This is a genomic window from Paenibacillus tritici (assembly GCF_013204885.1).
GTDB lineage: Bacteria > Bacillota > Bacilli > Paenibacillales > Paenibacillaceae > Paenibacillus_AQ > Paenibacillus_AQ tritici.
Window position 1 is genome coordinate 102,340 of the sequence record NZ_JABMKX010000003.1, and the last position, 18,621, is coordinate 120,960.

20 protein-coding genes and 1 riboswitch are annotated in these 18,621 nt (G+C 52.9%); all 20 genes read right to left on the bottom strand.

The window, feature by feature from the left end:
- Window positions 1-30 precede the first annotated feature (30 nt).
- The gene (locus HQN87_RS05900) at window positions 31-1,470 is read right to left on the bottom strand and encodes a HAMP domain-containing sensor histidine kinase (RefSeq protein WP_173129222.1); all 1,440 of its coding nucleotides are present in this window, start codon (window positions 1,468-1,470) and stop codon (window positions 31-33) included.
- Complete coding sequence (locus tag HQN87_RS05905) at window positions 1,471-2,187, bottom strand: response regulator transcription factor (RefSeq protein WP_036727360.1); 717 nt, start codon at window positions 2,185-2,187, stop codon at window positions 1,471-1,473. It lies immediately after the preceding gene.
- 77 nt (window positions 2,188-2,264) lie between these two features.
- Window positions 2,265-3,527: a cytochrome c biogenesis protein CcsA gene (ccsA, locus tag HQN87_RS05910; protein ID WP_173129225.1), complete on the bottom strand. Its 1,263-nt coding sequence runs from the start codon at window positions 3,525-3,527 to the stop codon at window positions 2,265-2,267.
- A complete protein-coding gene (gene resB, locus HQN87_RS05915) occupies window positions 3,524-5,212 on the bottom strand; it encodes a cytochrome c biogenesis protein ResB (protein ID WP_254075381.1) in 1,689 nt (562 codons plus the stop codon). The genes ccsA and resB overlap by 4 nt, the downstream gene beginning before the upstream one ends.
- Window positions 5,209-5,733, bottom strand: a complete 525-nt coding sequence (resA, locus tag HQN87_RS05920; protein ID WP_173129228.1) for a thiol-disulfide oxidoreductase ResA — start codon at window positions 5,731-5,733, stop codon at window positions 5,209-5,211. Before resA ends, resB begins: the two co-directional genes overlap by 4 nt.
- 112 nt (window positions 5,734-5,845) lie before the next feature.
- Window positions 5,846-6,604: a pseudouridine synthase gene (locus HQN87_RS05925; protein ID WP_173129231.1), complete on the bottom strand. Its 759-nt coding sequence runs from the start codon at window positions 6,602-6,604 to the stop codon at window positions 5,846-5,848.
- Window positions 6,605-6,624: 20 nt separating this feature from the next.
- Window positions 6,625-6,969, bottom strand: a complete 345-nt coding sequence (locus HQN87_RS05930) for a peptidoglycan recognition protein family protein (RefSeq protein WP_173129234.1) — start codon at window positions 6,967-6,969, stop codon at window positions 6,625-6,627.
- A gap of 275 nt (window positions 6,970-7,244) precedes the next feature.
- Window positions 7,245-7,580 carry a hypothetical protein gene (locus tag HQN87_RS05935; RefSeq protein ID WP_173129237.1) on the bottom strand — a complete coding sequence of 112 codons (336 nt, stop codon included), beginning with the start codon at window positions 7,578-7,580 and terminating at the stop codon, window positions 7,245-7,247.
- Window positions 7,581-7,815: 235 nt separating this feature from the next.
- The gene (locus HQN87_RS05940; RefSeq protein ID WP_301953156.1) at window positions 7,816-8,349 is read right to left on the bottom strand and encodes a spore maturation protein; all 534 of its coding nucleotides are present in this window, start codon (window positions 8,347-8,349) and stop codon (window positions 7,816-7,818) included.
- 7 nt (window positions 8,350-8,356) lie between these two features.
- A complete protein-coding gene (locus tag HQN87_RS05945; protein ID WP_173129239.1) occupies window positions 8,357-9,028 on the bottom strand; it encodes a nucleoside recognition domain-containing protein in 672 nt (223 codons plus the stop codon).
- 43 nt (window positions 9,029-9,071) lie between these two features.
- Window positions 9,072-10,355 (bottom strand): D-alanyl-D-alanine carboxypeptidase family protein, encoded by a 1,284-nt coding sequence (locus HQN87_RS05950; protein ID WP_254075382.1) that lies wholly within the window; start codon window positions 10,353-10,355, stop codon window positions 9,072-9,074.
- 187 nt (window positions 10,356-10,542) lie between these two features.
- Complete coding sequence (gene ytfJ / locus HQN87_RS05955; protein WP_173129246.1) at window positions 10,543-11,019, bottom strand: GerW family sporulation protein; 477 nt, start codon at window positions 11,017-11,019, stop codon at window positions 10,543-10,545.
- An 80-nt stretch (window positions 11,020-11,099) separates the two neighbouring features.
- Entirely contained in the window at window positions 11,100-11,798 is a 699-nt protein-coding gene (locus HQN87_RS32945; RefSeq protein WP_173129250.1) for a DUF2953 domain-containing protein, read from the bottom strand.
- Window positions 11,799-11,987: 189 nt separating this feature from the next.
- Complete coding sequence (scpB, locus tag HQN87_RS05965; RefSeq protein ID WP_173129253.1) at window positions 11,988-12,587, bottom strand: SMC-Scp complex subunit ScpB; 600 nt, start codon at window positions 12,585-12,587, stop codon at window positions 11,988-11,990.
- Window positions 12,556-13,347, bottom strand: coding sequence for a segregation and condensation protein A (locus HQN87_RS05970; RefSeq protein WP_173129256.1), 792 nt, complete (start codon window positions 13,345-13,347; stop codon window positions 12,556-12,558). Before HQN87_RS05970 ends, scpB begins: the two co-directional genes overlap by 32 nt.
- 133 nt (window positions 13,348-13,480) lie before the next feature.
- The gene (gene ribH, locus HQN87_RS05975; RefSeq protein WP_036698212.1) at window positions 13,481-13,948 is read right to left on the bottom strand and encodes a 6,7-dimethyl-8-ribityllumazine synthase; all 468 of its coding nucleotides are present in this window, start codon (window positions 13,946-13,948) and stop codon (window positions 13,481-13,483) included.
- Window positions 13,949-13,990: 42 nt separating this feature from the next.
- Window positions 13,991-15,244 carry a bifunctional 3,4-dihydroxy-2-butanone-4-phosphate synthase/GTP cyclohydrolase II gene (locus tag HQN87_RS05980; protein ID WP_173129259.1) on the bottom strand — a complete coding sequence of 418 codons (1,254 nt, stop codon included), beginning with the start codon at window positions 15,242-15,244 and terminating at the stop codon, window positions 13,991-13,993.
- Window positions 15,245-15,304: 60 nt separating this feature from the next.
- Window positions 15,305-15,973: a riboflavin synthase gene (locus HQN87_RS05985; RefSeq protein ID WP_173129263.1), complete on the bottom strand. Its 669-nt coding sequence runs from the start codon at window positions 15,971-15,973 to the stop codon at window positions 15,305-15,307.
- Window positions 15,974-16,003: 30 nt separating this feature from the next.
- Window positions 16,004-17,104: a bifunctional diaminohydroxyphosphoribosylaminopyrimidine deaminase/5-amino-6-(5-phosphoribosylamino)uracil reductase RibD gene (gene ribD, locus HQN87_RS05990; protein ID WP_173129266.1), complete on the bottom strand. Its 1,101-nt coding sequence runs from the start codon at window positions 17,102-17,104 to the stop codon at window positions 16,004-16,006.
- Between the two features lie 223 nt (window positions 17,105-17,327).
- Window positions 17,328-17,501, bottom strand: a riboswitch (FMN riboswitch).
- 97 nt (window positions 17,502-17,598) lie between these two features.
- Complete coding sequence (gene mscL / locus HQN87_RS05995) at window positions 17,599-18,009, bottom strand: large conductance mechanosensitive channel protein MscL (protein ID WP_173130130.1); 411 nt, start codon at window positions 18,007-18,009, stop codon at window positions 17,599-17,601.
- Between the last annotated feature and the right edge of the window lie 612 nt (window positions 18,010-18,621).

Sequence of the window (18,621 nt, forward strand, 5' to 3'; positions counted from 1 at the left end):
CTCAGAGGCGCTGTCATGCATGGTCTCAGTTTACTGTTTTTCGACAGGAAGCCGCAGGGTAAATGTCGTGCCTTCTCCAAGCTTGCTGGAGGCGTAAATACTGCCGCGATGCGATTCGACGATATTCTTCACAATGGCAAGTCCAAGCCCGGTACCGCCCGTCTCCCCGCGCAGGCGGGCTTTGTCGGCTTTGTAGAACCTTTCGAAGATAAACGGCAGATCCTCGGGGTTAATGCCTGCCCCCTGGTCTCTGATCTGTATCTCTACATAACTCCGGCCTTCCAGCGTAGCAGTGTCCGCAAGGATGGAGATCCTCCGGTCCGCCGGGGTATGGCGGAAGGCATTATCCAGCAGATTGGTCAGCACCTGCTCCAGCTTGTCTTCGTCAGCAGCCTTAAGGAGCAGCTCCCGTTCAGGTAACTTCAGTTCAAGCATAATATCCCTTTCCTTGGCCCGGACCGAGAACTTGCGGTACACCCGTTCCAGCAATTCTCCCACATCCACCTGTGCCTTCAGAATGTCGGTATGTCCCGCTTCCATGCGGGCCAGATCCAGCAGATCCTTAACCAGACGTCCCATACGCAACGATTCATCGTGAATGACCTGAACCAGCTCGCTGCTCTCCTCCGGAGAGGAGGCCATTCCGTCCAGCAGCGCTTCGCTGTAGCCCTGCATCATGGAGAGCGGAGTGCGGATCTCATGCGATACATTGGCAACGAAATCGCGCCGCATCTTCTCCAGACGCACCTCCTCTGTCACATCACGCAGAACAGCAACGGCACCGCGCAGATTATCTTCGGAATAGAGCGGCGCCATGTGCACAGACCATACCCCTTGCCGGACATGGATATTGGAGCGTTCATCGCCCCCGCCCCTCAGTGTGCTGAAGAACAGCGGACGCAGCGGCGGCGGCACCTCACTCGAGGCGGCGCCCGGCGGCAATAGCCCGCTCTCCTCTTCCTGCTCCCAGGCAAGATCACTCCAGGTTTCCAGCAGGGTCTGTCCATGAGGATTGGTAAGAATGATCCGTCCTTCAATATCAAAGGTGATCACCGCATCGCTCATGCTGCGCAGGACACTGGATAAATGCCCTTTCTCGTTATTCAGACTGCGTATATTCTCTTCCAGCTCTGCAGCCATGTGGTTAAATGAGGTGGCCAGCTGGCCGATCTCATCGCTTGTAACCAGTGTCAGTCTGGTTCCGTATTCGCCGCGGCGGATATCGTTGGCAGCTTCAATGACTTGCTGCATCGGCTGTGTGATCTTCGTAAACAGGAATAATGCAAAGAAGGTCGTTAATGAAAACCCGATCATGCAGGTATACATGAACAATCGCTTAATCGCCCCGGAATTGGTGAAATTACTGTCGATATAAGGCAGCAGAAACAGCCCGAGTGTTATGAGCACGACAGCAACCAGACAGATGATCGTGATCCACAGCTTACCGACAAGGCTTCTCCAGAAGTTCACTTATTTAGGCACCTCAAGCTTATAGCCGACTCCCCATACCGTTGTGATCATAGCTGCCGATTCCGGGGATACCTTATTTAGTTTTTCGCGGAGACGCTTGACATGGGTATCCACGGTACGCAGATCTCCGAAGAACTCGTAATTCCATACATCCTTAAGCAGCTCTTCACGCGAGAATACCTTGTCCGGTGAGATAGCCAGGTAATGCAGCAGCTCATATTCCTTGGGAGTCAGACTTACCTCCTGGCCGCCTGCGCTTACGCGGTGGGCATCATGCTCAATAATCAGGAACGGGAACACGATATTGTTACTGGAATTGCTCTCTTTGGACAAAAATGCGGTTGCGGAAGAACGGCGCATAATCGCCTTGACCCGGTAGATCACTTCGCGCGGACTGAATGGCTTGACGACATAGTCATCTGCCCCCATCTCAAAGCCCTGTACCCGGTTAATCTCTTCACCCTTGGCCGTAAGCATCAGGACAGGGGTAGACTTCACCCCTCTGAGTCTGGTCAGCACTTCAATCCCGTCGATGCCCGGCAGCATGACATCCAGCAGAATCAGACCATAATCGTTCGCGGTTGCTTTGCGCAGGGCGATCTCCCCGTCTTCCGCCTCATCAATCTCATAGCCTTCTTTTTCAAGATACATTTTGAGCAGGCGGCGGATACGTTCTTCGTCATCCACCACCAGAATTCTATTCAAGTGCTCAGCCATTTACACAACAACCCCTTCATCAAATACAGTAGAACGTCACCCTGGATCATACGCGTGCCCGGAGAAGCAAAGGCTCATCAGTCCGTTCCCGCATATGAATGAAGTCCGGCAATCACCAGATTAACACCGACCAGGGTAAACATTACGATTAGAAAGCCGAGTACAGCGAGCCAGGCAGACTTGCGCCCCTGCCATCCGCGGGCCAGCCGCAAATGGAGATAAGCACTGTAGAACAGCCAGGTGACGAGTGCCCAGACCTCCTTGGGGTCCCAGCCCCAGAATCTGCCCCAAGCCACTTGCGCCCATATCATTGCAAAAATCAAAGCCCCCAGGGTGAAAATCGGAAACCCGATGGCTATCGCCCTGTAGGTAATTTCATCAAGATCATTCTCATCAATTCCATCAAGTACCGGATGAATGGCCTTGCCGAGCGGCTTACGCACGGCCAGCCGAAGAATACCATAGAGAAGCAACCCGGACAGCAGTGACCAGATCACGGTATTGAACTTGCGTCCTGCATTGACGCCGTTCATCCAGGAGGGCGCTTCAAACAAAGGCTTCTGCAACCCCAGAAACGGCTGGAAGCTCTCAATTTCGCTATGGTAAGGTGCCACAATCGGCGGCATTTTATAACTCACTTTCTCTATTGTACTATCTTCCTGCCCGGGGCTGTCAATCGTTACGTTCGTACGGACAAAAATAGATTCATAGCCCGCACCGCGGAAGGCAAAAACAGATCCAAGAAACCCAATTATAACAATGATCGAGAACAGAGTAAATTCGATCAGCCGCTGCTGCTTGCGGTCACTGCGTTCCTTGCTGTCGAAATTCACAGTCCGCAGAAGGTACATCAGCCCGGCCGCGAAGCCGACAGCGAAGAAGGACTCCCCGAGCGCGGCAAGCGTGACATGAATATTCAGATAGATCGACTTGAGCGAAGGAATGAGCGGCTGCACTTCCTGTGGGAATACCGCCGCATAGGCCATCACAATAATCGAGATTGGAACCGCGAATACCCCGAGGATAATTTTGCGGTAGATCGCGAAGATCACAGTGAAGGCAACCATCACCATCATTGATAAAAAGGTCATGAACTCATACATATTACTTACCGGAATATGTCCGGCACCCATCCAGCGGGTAATGAAGTAAGCCATATGGCACAGCAGCCCGAGCGAGGAGGCGATAAAAGCAATTCTTCCCCACCTTGCGGTATGCTCCTCCGGCTTCCTGCCCGACCATCTGCGGCCCATGATAGCAATGGTGAACAACATGAAGGCACCGCTGTATAAGAAGAATGCGGCTATAAAGACGTCACTGCTGAAATCGAGTAAGCTCATGCCAGGCCTCCTCCGTTGTCCAATGATTTTTCATCGACTGTCATGTCTACCTTCTCCAGAATGAAGACGAGCTCACGGCGGAAGCCGAACCAGTTCTTGTTCGTATGGCCTCCCAGCACCAGCCGCCCGCCTTCAACGATCAGCCAGATACGTCTATGCTGCCAATAGAAGCCGAGAATCAGCCCCAGCATAACAATTCCCGCACCGATCCAGACAAAAGGCATAGCCCGGTCCACCCGCACATTGAGATAGGTCGTGGATTCCGAGAAATCAACATCACTCATGCTGCCGACCTCAAACTCCAGAAACCGCCCGCCGCCTCCAAGCTTGTCGTTGATGGCGTTCTGCTGGAATTGCTCCTTGTCTACCTGCTTCGGGAAATAGAAGTACTGTTGCCCCCCTGCCGGCAGTTCAGGCCCGCTTATAAGAAACAGAAACGCCGGAGCATTCGGATAAGGCGATTTGGATACCGGACGGCCTTCGTCATTCAATCCGAAATCCATATATTTCTCCTTAAGCTCAAGGGTATACGGTCCGGCCTTGAAGCTGCGCTCCGGGTTCTTCATATCCAGCTTGAACTTGCCATAGCTCTCTCCAGTCGCCTTATTCACCAGATCAGGCTGCACTGAACGCAGCACAGGCGTCAGATCATAGTCAAACTGATACGCTTTCAATCCTTTGTAGCTGAGCGGAGAATTCACCTGAATATCATGCCTGGCCACTTCTGCAAGCTGAGGCTCCTTGGAGGGGTCGCCGCAATCAGCAGTACATTCATAGAGAACCGCCTTCGTCTCGTAGAGCTTCGGGAGAACCTTCCTGTCCCGGAATTCTTCGGGCATCTCTTCTGCGGTATAGAATTCTGCGGTGAACTTCTCATTCTTTAGGTACAGGCTGGTATCCGGTATCCTCACCGTCTCTCCCTGCGGAAAGGCAAGATGCTGGTCCATATTCAGTCCGGGAAGTCCCCTTGCCAGCACTGCGAGTAAAAAAATAATCAGGCCAATATGTATTACATAAGGTCCCCAGCGGCTGAAACGGTGTTTCTCGGCCAGTAAAGCGCCGCCATCCGTCCGGACGCGGTACCCTTTCTTCCTGAGCGGCTGCACTATTCGTGCCACCCATTCCTCCGGCTCCTGCTCAACCTCTGTACTCAGCGTCAGCTTTTGACGGGTCAGGAATTGGCGGTGCTTGCGGATCTTTTGCCGGGTTAAGGCCTTGTAGAGCGGAAGCACGCGGTCCAGGCTGCAAATGACCAGAGAAGCTCCGATCATAACAAGCAGCGTCACGAACCACCAGGATTCATAGGTATGCGAAAGGCCGAGTCTATAATATATATTCCCGGCTGTTCCATACTTTTCTTGATAATAGGTTGAAGCGTCAATATTCAGAAAGGTGCTCTCTTGCGGAAAAATCGTACCGAGCATCGCACCCAGCAGCGTCAGCACGATCAGGTAGATGGCTATTTTGACTGATGAAAAAAAGTTCCAGACCTTATCAATTACCCCTGGACTTACACGCTGGGAACGGCGGGCAACCCCATCGTAGCGCATCTCCAGGTTCTCGGAGGAATTCCATTCCTTCTCATCCAGCGGCTTGCCGCAGGCTTCACAGAGAACAGTCCCAACAGGATTCTGATGACCGCATTCGCATTTGGTGTTACTGATCAGCGGCACATGCTCCTTCATCGTCCCACCAGCTTTCCGATTTGCTCCTCAAGCGAACTCAGATCCAGCTGGCCGATATGAATATTGTCCACCTTGCCCTTCGTATTAATGAAGAAGGTGGTGGGCAGCGGCGAAATCCCGTAGCTGCGGACAGCATCACGATTCTTATCCATCACAACCGGAAAATCAATGTCCACGAGCTTCACGAAATTGTCCACTGTCATCTGATCCTCGCCTACATTAACGCCTAATACCACTACGCCCTGATCTTTCCACTTCTCCCATTGTGCCTGCAGGGCAGGCATTTCCTTCACGCAGGGAGCACACCAGGAACCCCAGAAGTTAAGCACCACTGACTTCCCTTTGTATTCCTCCAGCGTATGGGTCTTGCCGTCCAGTCCGAGCAGTTCAAAGTTTGGCGCTTTTCCGCCTTCCTTGGGTTTGCCGTCCCCCCCGAACACCGAGGAGCTGATCGCATAACCACCAAGCAGAACAATTAACAATAGTATCACGATTTGGATTGGCTTCCTGGCTTTGCCCATACAAGGGTGCCCCCTTCTGTGACGCAACTCATTACTTTAGTTGTCAGGTGTGAACATCCTATGAACATTATAACGAATATTGTCACAGTTTTAGGAGGGTTAATTGTGAACTTTATGTGTCTTTGCGTGTCTGATTGTCCCGCAGCATTCCGGCTTTGGCAATTTGCTGCAGATGATTGATCTCATCCTTGGTCAAATGGCGGTAGGAGCCGCGCTTAAGATTCTGGAGCATGATGTCTCCAAAAGAGATCCGCTTCAGACGGAGAACCGGATGCGACACCGCTTCAAACATCCGCCGGACCTGACGGTTGCGGCCTTCGTGAATGGTAATGCTGATAACCGCTTCCTTGTTGGCTTCATCAATATCCTTGTATTCGACCTCCGCCGGAGCGGTCATGCCGTCTTCCAGCTTAATGCCGGCCTTCAGCTTGTCCAGCGCTGTGCCGTGCGGCACACCCTTGACCGTGGCCAGATACGTCTTGGGCACATGATGCTTCGGATGCGTGAGCAGGTTGGCAAACTCACCGTCATTCGTCAGCAGCAGCAGCCCTTCCGTATCGTAATCCAGACGGCCTACAGGGTACACGCGCTCTGTAATGCCTTTCAGGTAATCCGTTACAACCTTGCGGCCCTTGTCATCCGAGGCGCTTGTAATTACGCCCTTGGGCTTGTTGAACATGATGTAGATCTTATTCTCGCCCCGGATCAGTCTGCCCGAGACTTTGATGATATCTGTTGCGGGGTCCGCCTTCGTGCCAAGCGTAGTTACGAGTTCCCCGTTGACTTCCACTTTACCGGCCAAAATCATTTCTTCACATTTGCGTCTGGACGCCACGCCTGCTTGCGCCAATATTTTCTGTAATCTTTCCATTTTCGACTACTCACCTCAGGTTAATGATAACCATCGGAGGCATAAATCACAAGATCATTCCACGGAAAAAATGCGCCGGGGCAAGTTTGGCTATGCGGCTCAACGACCAAAGGCGACATTTGATAACGTCCGGCCAGCTCCAGAATGAGTTTTCCTGCGGCAAATAACTGCTGCTGGCGTTCCGGCAGCTGCGGCATCTGGTCCGCCTCACCGTAGTTGCCTTCTAGACAAATATGAATATGCTCGGGGTCTGTCAGCAGCGGCGCAGCATAGACCGCCCCGCCTAGCCCGACCCAGAAGTCAAATCCTTTGCCGTTGATGGACGGACAGCGGGAATGATGCAGAATAAAGCCTTTGTATTCCACCCTTTGTCAGCCTCCCTCCGTTTGCTGAAATAGCATATGAAGGGAGGGGGCGGGCGGTGAGGAATGTTTGTTAAAATGTTTGGGGCGGCTGGGAGCCAAAGAAAGGGCGTTGACTAATCGTAACTCCGAGGAATGTTTGGACTTCCGGCCGCTGTTGTCTGCAGATTTCCTGATTAGACCGCTGTAAGCGGTTGAAATCCGCAGACAAAGGCGGTCGCTGACGCTCCTACAGTTCCAAAATCCCTCTCCGTTCCTCCGTCCACGCACGGGTAGACCTAATCACAAACAGTCCTCACCTCCAGGTGGGGGTGAGGACTGTAGGGCAAGGGCAGGGACAAGGGCAAGCGGCTGCCGGGCAGCGCTTGGGAATGAGCACTACCTTTATCAGGTGCATTAACACCCTTCATTTGCTCATCGGGCCGACTTTTCCTGAAATCAGGTGCATTAATACCCCTCATCTGCTCATCGGGCCGACTTTTGCTGGAATCAGGTGCATTAATACCCTTCATCTGCTCATCGGGCCGACTTTTGCTGGAATCAGGTGCATTAATACCCTTCATCTGCTCATCGGGCCGACTTTTGCTGGAATCAGGTGCATTAATACCCTTCATTTACTCTCTCCTGAAGGCCAACAATTGGAAAAACGTATCTTAATTTATTGGTTTCGGGGAAATATGGTGAAGCAGGTGGAAAAAGAGCATTTAATTTATTCAATTTACCAGCTCCATAAAGAAATACGAATAATTAAGTGTTGTTTATACAACTGCTGTTGCAGCAACGTCCATTCGTTAATCAGCAAGTGGAGGAATTCCAACTAATTTTCTTCACTTCACTTCACTTATCTAGCTACCCGAACACCAGCAGACATACAGCGATCGCCGCGATGAAGCCGACAATATCCGAGAACAAGCCTACCTTAAGAGCATAACGGCCGTTACGGATGCCTACGGCGCCGAAATAGACGGTCAGTACATATAAGGTTGTATCTGTGCTGCCCTGTATAGTAGAAGCAATCATTCCGATCAGGGAGTCCGGGCCGTGGACGCGAATCAGGTCTGTGGTATAGGCAAGTGATCCAGTGCCCGTCAGCGGGCGCAAGAGACCGAGCGGAAGAACTTCAGACGGAATACCAAGCCCCTGCATCAGAGGGCTTACAAAGCCCATGAGGAAGTCCAGCGCACCCGAAGCGCGAAAGACACTGATCGCCACCAGCATACCGACCAGATGGGGGATAATGGAAATCGCCGTACCGAATCCGTCCTTCGCTCCTTCAACGAACGATTCATAGACCGGAACCTTGCGGGTGAAGGCATACAGCGGGATAAAGGTAACCATTACCGGGATTGCCCAGGCAGAGATAAGACTGATCAGTTGTAACAAGGACGCCTCACCCCTTCACAGAAGAATGCGGGAGCGCCCCGCTCCCGTTCGCTGCGGCCGTGCCGTTCCTTAGGTGCGGCGGCGGTCCGGGCGGCCTGCGCAGCAGAGTCAGGCGGCGGCACAGCCTGTCCGCCGCAACAGCGGCAAGGGTAGCCACCGCGGTCGCCGCTAGCGTGGTACCGACAATGGCCGCCGGGTCCGCCGATCCGTAATTCAGCCGGATGGCAATCAGGGTCGCCGGAATCAGCGTGATGCTGGCGGTGTTCAGAGCGAGCAGCGTACACATGGCCGGCGTCGCGGTCTCTTTATCCGGATTAAGTGTCTGCAGCTCCTGCATCGCCTTAATCCCCATCGGTGTAGCCGCATTCCCGAGTCCGAGCAGGTTGGCGCTCATATTGGAGAGGATATAGCCGATGGCCGGATGGCCTTTGGGCACATCCGGGAATAGAAAGGATACTACCGGGCCCAGCACTCTGGCGATTTTTTTCAGCAGGTCGGCATCCTCCGCAATCCGCATGATTCCCAGCCAGAACACCAGCACGCTAATCAGCCCGAAGCTTACGGTAACTCCGCTCTTCGCACCGTCGAATACGGCGGCGGTGAATTCATTCATCCGCCCGTTGACCGCTGCGAATACGAACCCGATCAGGATCATCCCCAGCCAGATTCCATTTAACATACCTATCCCCTCCCCCGGTTCATTCTGAATACTGTTTATCTGTCTATCCGTTATTTCCGCTCAGTAGCAAGGCTCGCAGCGCGCTGCCGAATGCCTGCAGCCAGTTGCCCGCCGGATAAGCCAAGGCACTGGCCGAACTGTATTTTTTCACATACGCCGAAGTTTCCGGCGGCAGCTGATCCGGGGTATACACCGGAACCCGGCCGATCTCCTTGCCGCCCAGCTGGAGGATAATCACACCCTTTAGCCCGAAGTTAGTGCCGCCAGTATTGCCGCCCTTATTTACCCCGTCACCGCCGTTCGCTCCTGCATTACCGCGCGTATCTGTAGCCGCTCCGTTACCAGCTTGCGTACACGCTGCCCCATGCTCCCCGCTCAATACCAGCTTGTTGACAAGCCTTGCCTCTTCCCCTGCTCCGAGCGGATAAGCAAAGTCCTTGCCGGTCACCAGACTGTAGCCTTTGACGCCTTCTCCCCGCTCTACCAGCGTCTTCAGCGGATAATGGTTGAACCCGAAGTCCAGCAGCGAAGAATGGTCATTCCAGTCGTTGCCGTCGTTCAGCGTAACGGCCACAAGCTGCTGCCCGTCACGTGTAGCGGAGCTGACCAGGCAGCGCAGCGCTTTTTTGGTATACCCCGTCTTCACCCCGTCTGCCCCTTCGTAGAGACGCAGCATTTTATTCTTGTTGCTCCACTTGTAGTCCCATTTCTCATAAGGATTGTCCGCCGTCTTCTCTTTGGTGGCTACAATCTCCTTGAACACCGGGTTATGCATCGCATACGCAGTCAGTACGGCCAGATCATTCGCGCTGGAATAATGGCCTTCGGCATCAAGCCCGTGCGGGTTGGCGAAATGGGTATTGGTCAAACTCAGCTCCTGTGCCTTGGCATTCATCAGATAGACGAATCCCTGCTCCGAGCCGCCGACATGCTCGGCAATGGCGGTTGCAGCATCGTTACCGGAGCGCAGCATCAGCCCGTACAGCATATCTTTCAGCGTCATTTCTTCGCCCAGCTTCAGATACAGCGAGGAGCCCTCCTTGGCAAAAGCATTTTTGCCAACCTTGACCTTTGACGTAATGTCGCCATTCTCTATTGCCACAAGTGCAGTCATTATTTTGGTCAGACTGGCAATCAGCATAGGCTCATCCCCGCGGCTGCTGTAGAGGATTCTTCCGGATGCTACATCAATCAGCGCCGCCGCCCTGGCATGGGTAGAGATCGAAGTGTTCTCAGCCCGGATGGATGGCACCGGCACCAGCGCAAGCAGCAGCACGCACAATAGTAAGGACAGCAAAGATTTTCGGGTTAGTGTCTTCATGTTCATCCTCCGGCTTCTTATCCGTTCCTGGGGTAACGGTTCTTCAGTCTTGCCTGGTTGTACAAGTGTATGCGGGTCATGGGGCAGGTATGTCCTATCCTCTATTTGCCCGAAAAAAAGGGATACCAACCTTGTAAGGTGATATCCCCAAATATTTATACTCTATGGTTGGTTGCCCGTGAGCGAGTACCGGTTAGTGGGTGGACGGCTCGGTCTCCACTACCGTTTTGGTCACTTTGGCGCTGTGCACCTCTGCCCCCGCAGGAATGCCGCTGGGCTGGAACATATTCTGGATTTTATCAATCAGGTTAGGAGTGGCATCAATAATTTTCTCGAACAGATGGGTTTGATTATCGAGCGGCACAATATGTACCCCTTCTCTGCCAACGACCAGAAATGCGATCGGACGAATAGACACGCCGCCACCGCTACCGCCACCGAAAGGAAGCATTTTGACACCGGACCCGCTGCCGTTTACGCCTGGAGCATCGTCCTCCACTCTGTAGTCACTGCCGCCTGCAGCGAACCCGAACGCCACCTTGCTGATTGGCAGAATGACACTGCCATCCGGCGTTTCTACAGGATCTCCAACAATTGTATTCACATCAACCATGCCTTTGATATTTTCCATTGCGGTCTGCATGAGACCTTGAATCGGATGATCTGACATTGTTTTTCTCCTCCTCGTGTGTATATAAATGTACCTGCAGTATTTATCTTGCCCACAATGGAATGGAGTATGTAGTTTTTTTATGAACGCTCCCGGCTCAGTAGTTTCTTCCACCGGCCCAAGCCGCCTTCTACCTTGGAGACACGGCGCAGCAGTAGCAGCCCTGCATACATGGCATATCCGGCCGAAAGCTTGCCTGTGCATACCGCTTCCGTTGCAAACGAAGGCTCATCCCGAAATACAGGTGCCACAAACATTCTCGGATTATGCAGCAGTCTGACGAAGCGCGATACCCAGCCGATCATCGTCCACTTGAGTCCCCAGAGTGCCCCTACCGCCGTTGCGGTTGCCGCAGCATCCCCCAGGGAGAAATCCGTTGACCAGTCCAGCTTGGTAATCTTCACATGGGATAAGGTGTCCTTCAGCCATTTTTTGAGTCCCCGGGTGGCTTGCAACGCGGTACGTATATTTTTCAACCATTCCGTTACAGATTCCTTATCAACCTGGCCTTCCTTGTCACTGTCCAGCTTCACCGGAGCAATTCCGCTTTTTTCGACTTTGACCTTGATCCCCTGTTCGAGACTTTCAAATACCAGCGCGGGCACCTCATAATGAAATTTAACCAGTCCGAATACAGCCTTGATGTCAAATTCGATACGGTCATCCTTGCCCAGCCTGCATAAACGGAAATGAAAATGGATCGATGACGCCAGAACCAGCAGTAACAGCAGAATCACAAGCAACAGCAGGATTAATGGTATTCCCAGCCATAACGTCACAAGCTTAACCTCCAAGCAGCCTATAGAGTAATGTAATGTGGTGCCTCTGGATTAGTATGGCAATTGTGGCTGGATAAAATTCGGCTATTTCGCAAACATCTCCAAGAAAGTATATCTGTCTCCCCAAAAAATAAATGCCGCTGTCCCGGCGGGACAACGGCATATCTGTACAGCGGCAGTGCGCTGCGGTTATTCTTCCGGTTCATCAAAGGTCATCTGGCTGTCAAGCTTGCTGAACAGCAGCTGGGTTTCTTCTTCGAGACCTTCGGAGGTATCGAAGCTCGACGGCTCCGGCAGCTCCTTCAGACTGGCCAGCCCGAAGCTGTCCAGGAAGGACTTGGTCGTGCCGTACAGGATCGGACGGCCGACAGCCTCAGCCCGGCCCACTTCATGGATCAGATCCTTGTTGCCCAGCGTATGAATCGCCCGTTCGGATTTCACACCGCGGATCTCTTCAATCTCCACTCTCGTAATAGGCTGGCGGTAAGCCACAATGGCGAGTGTCTCAAGCGCCGCCTGGGACAGCGATGACCTTGAAGGCGAATACGCCAGACGTTCGAAATATTGCGCATGCTCAGGAAGTGTCGCCAGCCGGTAATTACCGGCAATCTGCACCACCTGAAGGCCGCGGCTCTGCGAGAGGTAATCCTCCTTCAGATCATCCAGTGCCCTTGTAGCCAGATCGGGCCGCTGCTCGGTAATCTCGGCAATCTGCCGGACCGACAGACCTTCATCGCCGGAGAGAAACAGCAGACCTTCAATAATTGATTTCAGCGTGTTGTAGTCCATTGACATCCTCTCCTCCTCTCCACTCCATTACAATATCGTCAAATAATTTCTCCTGATAGCAGAGAATAGCCTTCATCTTCATCAGCTCCAGGATCGCCAGGAAGGTAGCGACAATCTCATGCCGGTCCATCTCCTCATGCAGCAGGGACGAGAACCGCAGTCTGCCGCCCGTACCTTTGCGCTGCAACGCTTCCGATACTTCGCGAATCCGGTCCTTGACCGAAATCTCATCCCGGGTAATCCGCTGATAGGAGGTTCTCCGGGCGGCCTTGCTGAGTGCCTTGCGGAACGCAGCGATCAGGTCGGCGGTATGCAGACCCTTCAGCGTATGGTCAGTCTGCGCAGGAACAAAGGGGCCCAGATCCTCCGGCTCCTTCGTAAAAATTAGACTGCGCTCACTCTCCATATCCAGCAGCTGCACAGCAATGCTCTTGAACTTGCGGTATTCAATCAGTCGCTGCACCAGCTCTGCACGCGGATCATAGCCGTCATCCTCGTAATAATCGAAGTCCTCGATTTCAATCACCGGCGGCTTCGGCAGCAGCAGCTTGCTCTTAATCGACAAGAGGGTGGCAGCCATTACCAGAAATTCGCTGGTGATATCAAGTTCAAGCTCCTGCATCCCCTGCAGGTATTCCATATACTGCTCCGTGATCTCGCTGACCGGAATGTCCTGGATGTCGATTTCCGCTTTGTCAATCAGATGCAAGAGCAGATCGAGCGGACCTTCGAACGTCTCCAGCTTGTACAATACAGTCACGCGGTTTCCTCCAGCCCAAAAAAAGTAAAGTGCAGCGCCGCACGGACGCTACACAAGTAGAAAGATCTATGTTCATGCTTTCTTCTCATACCTATAAATAAGCACGACTTAGGCTGATCCGTCAAGAGGGGGATTATTTGAAAAGCTTGTTCAAGTTTGCCATTTCAATAGCGGCAGTCGCTGCATCCCAGCCTTTGTTGCCCGCTTTGGTCCCGGAACGTTCAATGGCCTGTTCAATATTCTCGGTAGTGACTACACCAAAAATCGTCGGCACACCGGTCTTGAGATTAATGGCCGCAACCCCTTTGGCCACTTCATTGCACACATAATCATAATGTGTTGTAGAACCGCGAATCACCGTACCGAGTGTGATTACCGCATCGTATTTGCCGCTTTCGGCCATTTTTTGAGCGATCAGCGGAATTTCAAATACCCCCGGGACCCAGGCAACATCCACTTCATCATCGGCTGCACCATGGCGTTTGAATGCATCGAGTGCGCCTGAGAGCAGCTTGCTGGTAATGAACTCATTGAAACGTCCAACGACAACCCCATATTTCAAACCCTCAGATACTAAGTGTCCTTCAAAATAATTCGGCATAATACTCATCAACCCTTCGTGTATAGGATAGGTAATCTATGATTAAATTTTGGTATTCTCATTTTGTTCGATCTTGTCAAAATTCAGCAGATGGCCAAGCTTGGCCTGCTTCGTATGCAGATACTTGGTGTTGTCCTTGTTCTCCGGCATCTGGATCGCTACGCGCTCCACCACCTCAAGGCCGTAGCCCTCCAGCCCCTTAATCTTGCGCGGATTGTTGGTCAGGAGCCGAATCTGGCGTATCCCCAGATCCTTGAGAATCTGTGCGCCGATGCCGTAATCCCGCAGGTCAGCCGCGAAGCCCAGCTTCAGGTTGGCATCCACGGTATCCAGCCCTTCTTCCTGCAGCTTGTAGGCGCGCAGCTTATTGATCAGGCCGATTCCTCTGCCTTCCTGGCGCATATAGAGAAGAACGCCTCTGCCGGCCTCTTCAATCTGGCGCAGCGCCGCTTCGAACTGCGGCCCGCAGTCGCAGCGGTGCGAATGGAACACATCACCGGTCAGGCACTCGGAATGCACACGCACCAATACCGGCTCGCTACCGGAGATATCGCCCTTGACCAGGGCAACATGCTCCTTGTCATCCACTTCGTTAGTATAGGCAATGGTCTGGAAATCCCCAAAATCCGTCGGCAGATTCACCGCTACCTCGCGGGTAACCAGATGCTCCTTCTCATTGCGGTAGTGAATGAGGTCTTTGATGCTGATCAGCTTCAGATCGTGCTTCTCGGCGATCTCAATCAGATCAGGCAGGCGGGCCATGGTACCGTCCACCTTCACCACTTCGCAGATAACGCCTGCCGGATAAGCCCCGCACATACGGGCCAGATCCACAGCAGCTTCGGTGTGGCCGGAACGCCGCAGGACTCCGCCCTTCTTGGCGATCAGCGGGAACATATGCCCCGGTCTGCGGAAGTCGGCCGGCTTCGCATTCGGGTCCAGCATCGCCTTAATGGTCTGGGACCGTTCTCCGGCAGAGATACCGGTAGTCGTATCTGCATGATCCACAGAAACGGTAAACGCGGTGCCGTGATTATCGGTATTCTGGCTAACCATCGGGTGCAGGTCCAGTTCTTCTGCACGTTCCGCCGTAATCGGTACGCAGACCAGGCCGCGTCCTTCGGTAATCATGAAGTTAATGACTTCAGGCGTGGCACGCTCTGCCAGAGCGACGAAGTCTCCTTCATTCTCGCGGTCCTCATCATCCACCACGATGACGACCTTACCGCGCATCAAATCATAGATCGCATCCTCAATCGGGTCCAGGACGCTGTCCTTATTATTTTGCTGGCTCATATTGCTGTCCTCCTGATGGCTATACGCCGCCTGACGGCTGCCGTATGCCTAATCTATAAATTATACGAACCCGTTAGCCGCCAGAAACTCATGGCTGATCTTCGAGCTTCCTGCATCGTCCTCATTGCCTGCACGCGAACCGTAATGGAGCAGATGATCCACGTATTTACCCAGCACATCGCATTCGATATTCACACGGTCACCCGGACGCTTGTGGGCCAGCACCGTTTCACCCAGCGTGTGCGGAATGATCGACACGGTAAACGTTCCGGCTTCTGTCATCACAACCGTAAGGCTGATGCCGTCTATCGTAATGGAGCCTTTGGGAATAATGAATTTGAACAAGGCTCTGCGGTCCGGCGCAATCTCGAATACGACTGCATTCTGGTCACGCCTCACGCTGCGGATCTCGCCGGTTCCATCCACATGCCCCTGGACAATATGTCCCCCGAAGCGTCCGCCGGCAGCCATCGCACGTTCCAGATTCAGTTTGCCCCCGGTGCGCAGCTCTTTGAGCGTGCTGTTGCGATAAGTCTCGGGCATGACGTCAACGGTGAAGTGATGGTCTCCGAGTGAGGTTGCCGTGAGACAGACACCATCAACAGCCACACTGTCGCCGATCTTCAGATCTCCCATAATAAGTGAGGCTCCGATATTCAGCACCATCATCTCCCCGCCGCTGGTGACGCTGCGGAGGACACCCACCTCTTCTATCAAGCCGGTGAACATACCATCCCTCCTTCATAAATTGCTGTAATGTTAACGTACCGGAACACCGCTGATACACACATTATCTCCGAGCACTTCCACTTCCAATCCTTCAAGCGTAACCGCATCGCGCATCCGTTCCACACCGCTGAAATCGAAAGCCCCCGCCGCATCCGCGCCGCCGCCTACAATCTTCGGAGCGAAGAAAAGCACGACCCGGTCAATAAGCCCCTGCTCCAGCATCGCCCCGTTCAGCGTACCGCCGCCTTCAAGCAGAATCGAACCAATCTCCATTGCGCCAAGCGCAGCCATAGCAGCCTGCAGATCAACCCGGGGACCGCTCCCTGCAGCAATCACCTGTACCCCTGCTGCAAGCAGCGCTGCTCTGCGGGCAGGATCGGCTGCTTCTGTAGTTACAACCACCGTAGGAGCCAGCCCGTCAGTTACTACAGCGCTGTCCGGCGGAAGCCGCAGCGAAGAGTCAATAATGATCCGGAGCGGGTTCAGTCCCGGCACATTCAGCCTCGTCGTCAGCGAAGGGTTATCGGCAATCACTGTATTCACCCCGACCATAATCCCCTGATGGCGGTGACGCAGGGTATGTACAAGCTCCCGGGATTCAGCATTCGAGATCCATTTGCTGTCACCGGTCCGGGTGGCGATTTTGCCGTCCAGCGTGCTGGCACTCTTCAGGGTCACGAACGGCTGCTTCGTCAAAATATACTTGATGAACTTCTCGTTCAGCCGGGCAGCACGGCCCCGCAGCAGACCAACTTCGACGTCAATCCCCTGTTCGCGCAGCATCTCAATGCCCCGGCCTGCCACCTGAGGATTAGGGTCCTCACAGGCGACTACCACTCTTGCCACACCTTCGTCAATCAGACGCTGGCTGCATGGCGGCGTGATTCCGTAATGGCTGCAGGGTTCGAGCGTAACATATGCCGTACTGCCTTTCGCTTTACCCGCTGCCATATTCAGGGCATGAACCTCGGCGTGTCCGGTCCCGCGCTGCAGATGGGTTCCAATACCGATCATGACGCCATCCTTCACGACTACGCAGCCGACCACCGGATTAATGCCGGTCTGTCCCTGTGCCCTCTCCGCCATATCCAGCGCAAGGGACATATAGAACTCATCATTCATCTTATCCATGTCTTGCCTCCTATCCCTGGCTGTATTCTCTATAATGTGTACAATCCAAACAGAAAAACCCGCCTTAATCTCCAGGAGGAGTTCAAGACGGGATATACGAGAGGTAACGGCAGCTAGAGTAAAAATATGCGTAAATAAACGCCTGATCCCAGGCATTGTGAAAGTTCGCACATAATAATCGAAAACACTGCAGTCCGGCCGCCTACGAAGCGCGGCACGTGAATCTCTCCTTCTTCCATCCAGACTATACTGTCGGTCCCGGAATTGCACCGGGTCCACCGTCCGTATGAAGCTCATACGAATCGGGTAGCGGACTAAGCGTCAGAATCGGCTATACTCAGCCAGATCCAGCAGCATCACCGCCGGTAGGGAATCACACCCTGCCCTGAAGGATTGATCTATTCAGTTAAGTAACAAGTTTTGCCTACAACAAAATTATCACTTCGCTGCGTGAAATGCAAGTGTGTTTCAGAAATTTACTATATTTATGTAACTTAGTTCCCCTGCATTCCTGACTCCCGCTGTTTGTCCGTTCTCAGCAGATCACGGATTTCTGTCAGCAGGACTACCTCCGGTGCCGGAGCTGGTGTCTCTACCACTTCAACTTTAACCGTCTCCTTGCGTCTGAACCGGCTGCTCAGCTTCACCACCATGAAGATCGAGAAGGAAATAATGAAGAAGTCCACCACGGTCTGCAGGAACAGTCCATACTTCACCTCCGCCTTGCCTACGCCAAAGCTAAGCTCCTTCAGATCAATGCCCCCACTAATCAGGCCGATCAGCGGCATAATGATATCAGCCACCAGAGAGGTTACAATTTTGCCGAACGCTGCTCCAATAACCACTGCTACCGCCAGATCCAGCACATTGCCTTTCATAGCGAAGCTTTTAAATTCTTTCCACATCACGATACTCCCTCCGAAACTTTGAATTTGAAATTATTATAGCATTTATAGATTGGTTTAAACACGCTGATGCGGAAAGTTTCCTTCCACAGAACAAAAAGGAGTATGCCGTGGAATAGTCTCGAGGGATAACGCTCCCTGCTACAGCAACAGTCCCGCCACCGCAACACTAACCTGCTTCTGCAAGTAAATGGAATAATGTATCTTATTTCGCCGCTTTTTGAAGAAAAGGCCTTAGCAAGTGGAAAAACAGCATCTGTTACTGGGCGTTTACTCAACTTTGGAAGAAGTGGGATGATTTAAGCTGCATTTTTCCAACTATTGTTTCACCAAAGCCCATTCCTCCATCAGCAAGTGGACAAAATCCAACTGCTATTTCCAGTCCCCTGCCAACCAAGCCTACTCAGCCGTTCTCAATCTATTTAAGACGCACTTAAGATCTGAACCTGAAGCTTCATCGTCACTGCGGTGAACATTTGGACTTTCGGCCGCTGTTTCTCCTGATTTCTTGATTGTAGAAACGGCTATGCCGTCCTTCAAAAGCGCAGCATCCGCTTCCGCTTCAGTGAGAAAGATAAAAAAGCAGGTATACGAACGTGTACCGTCCGTATA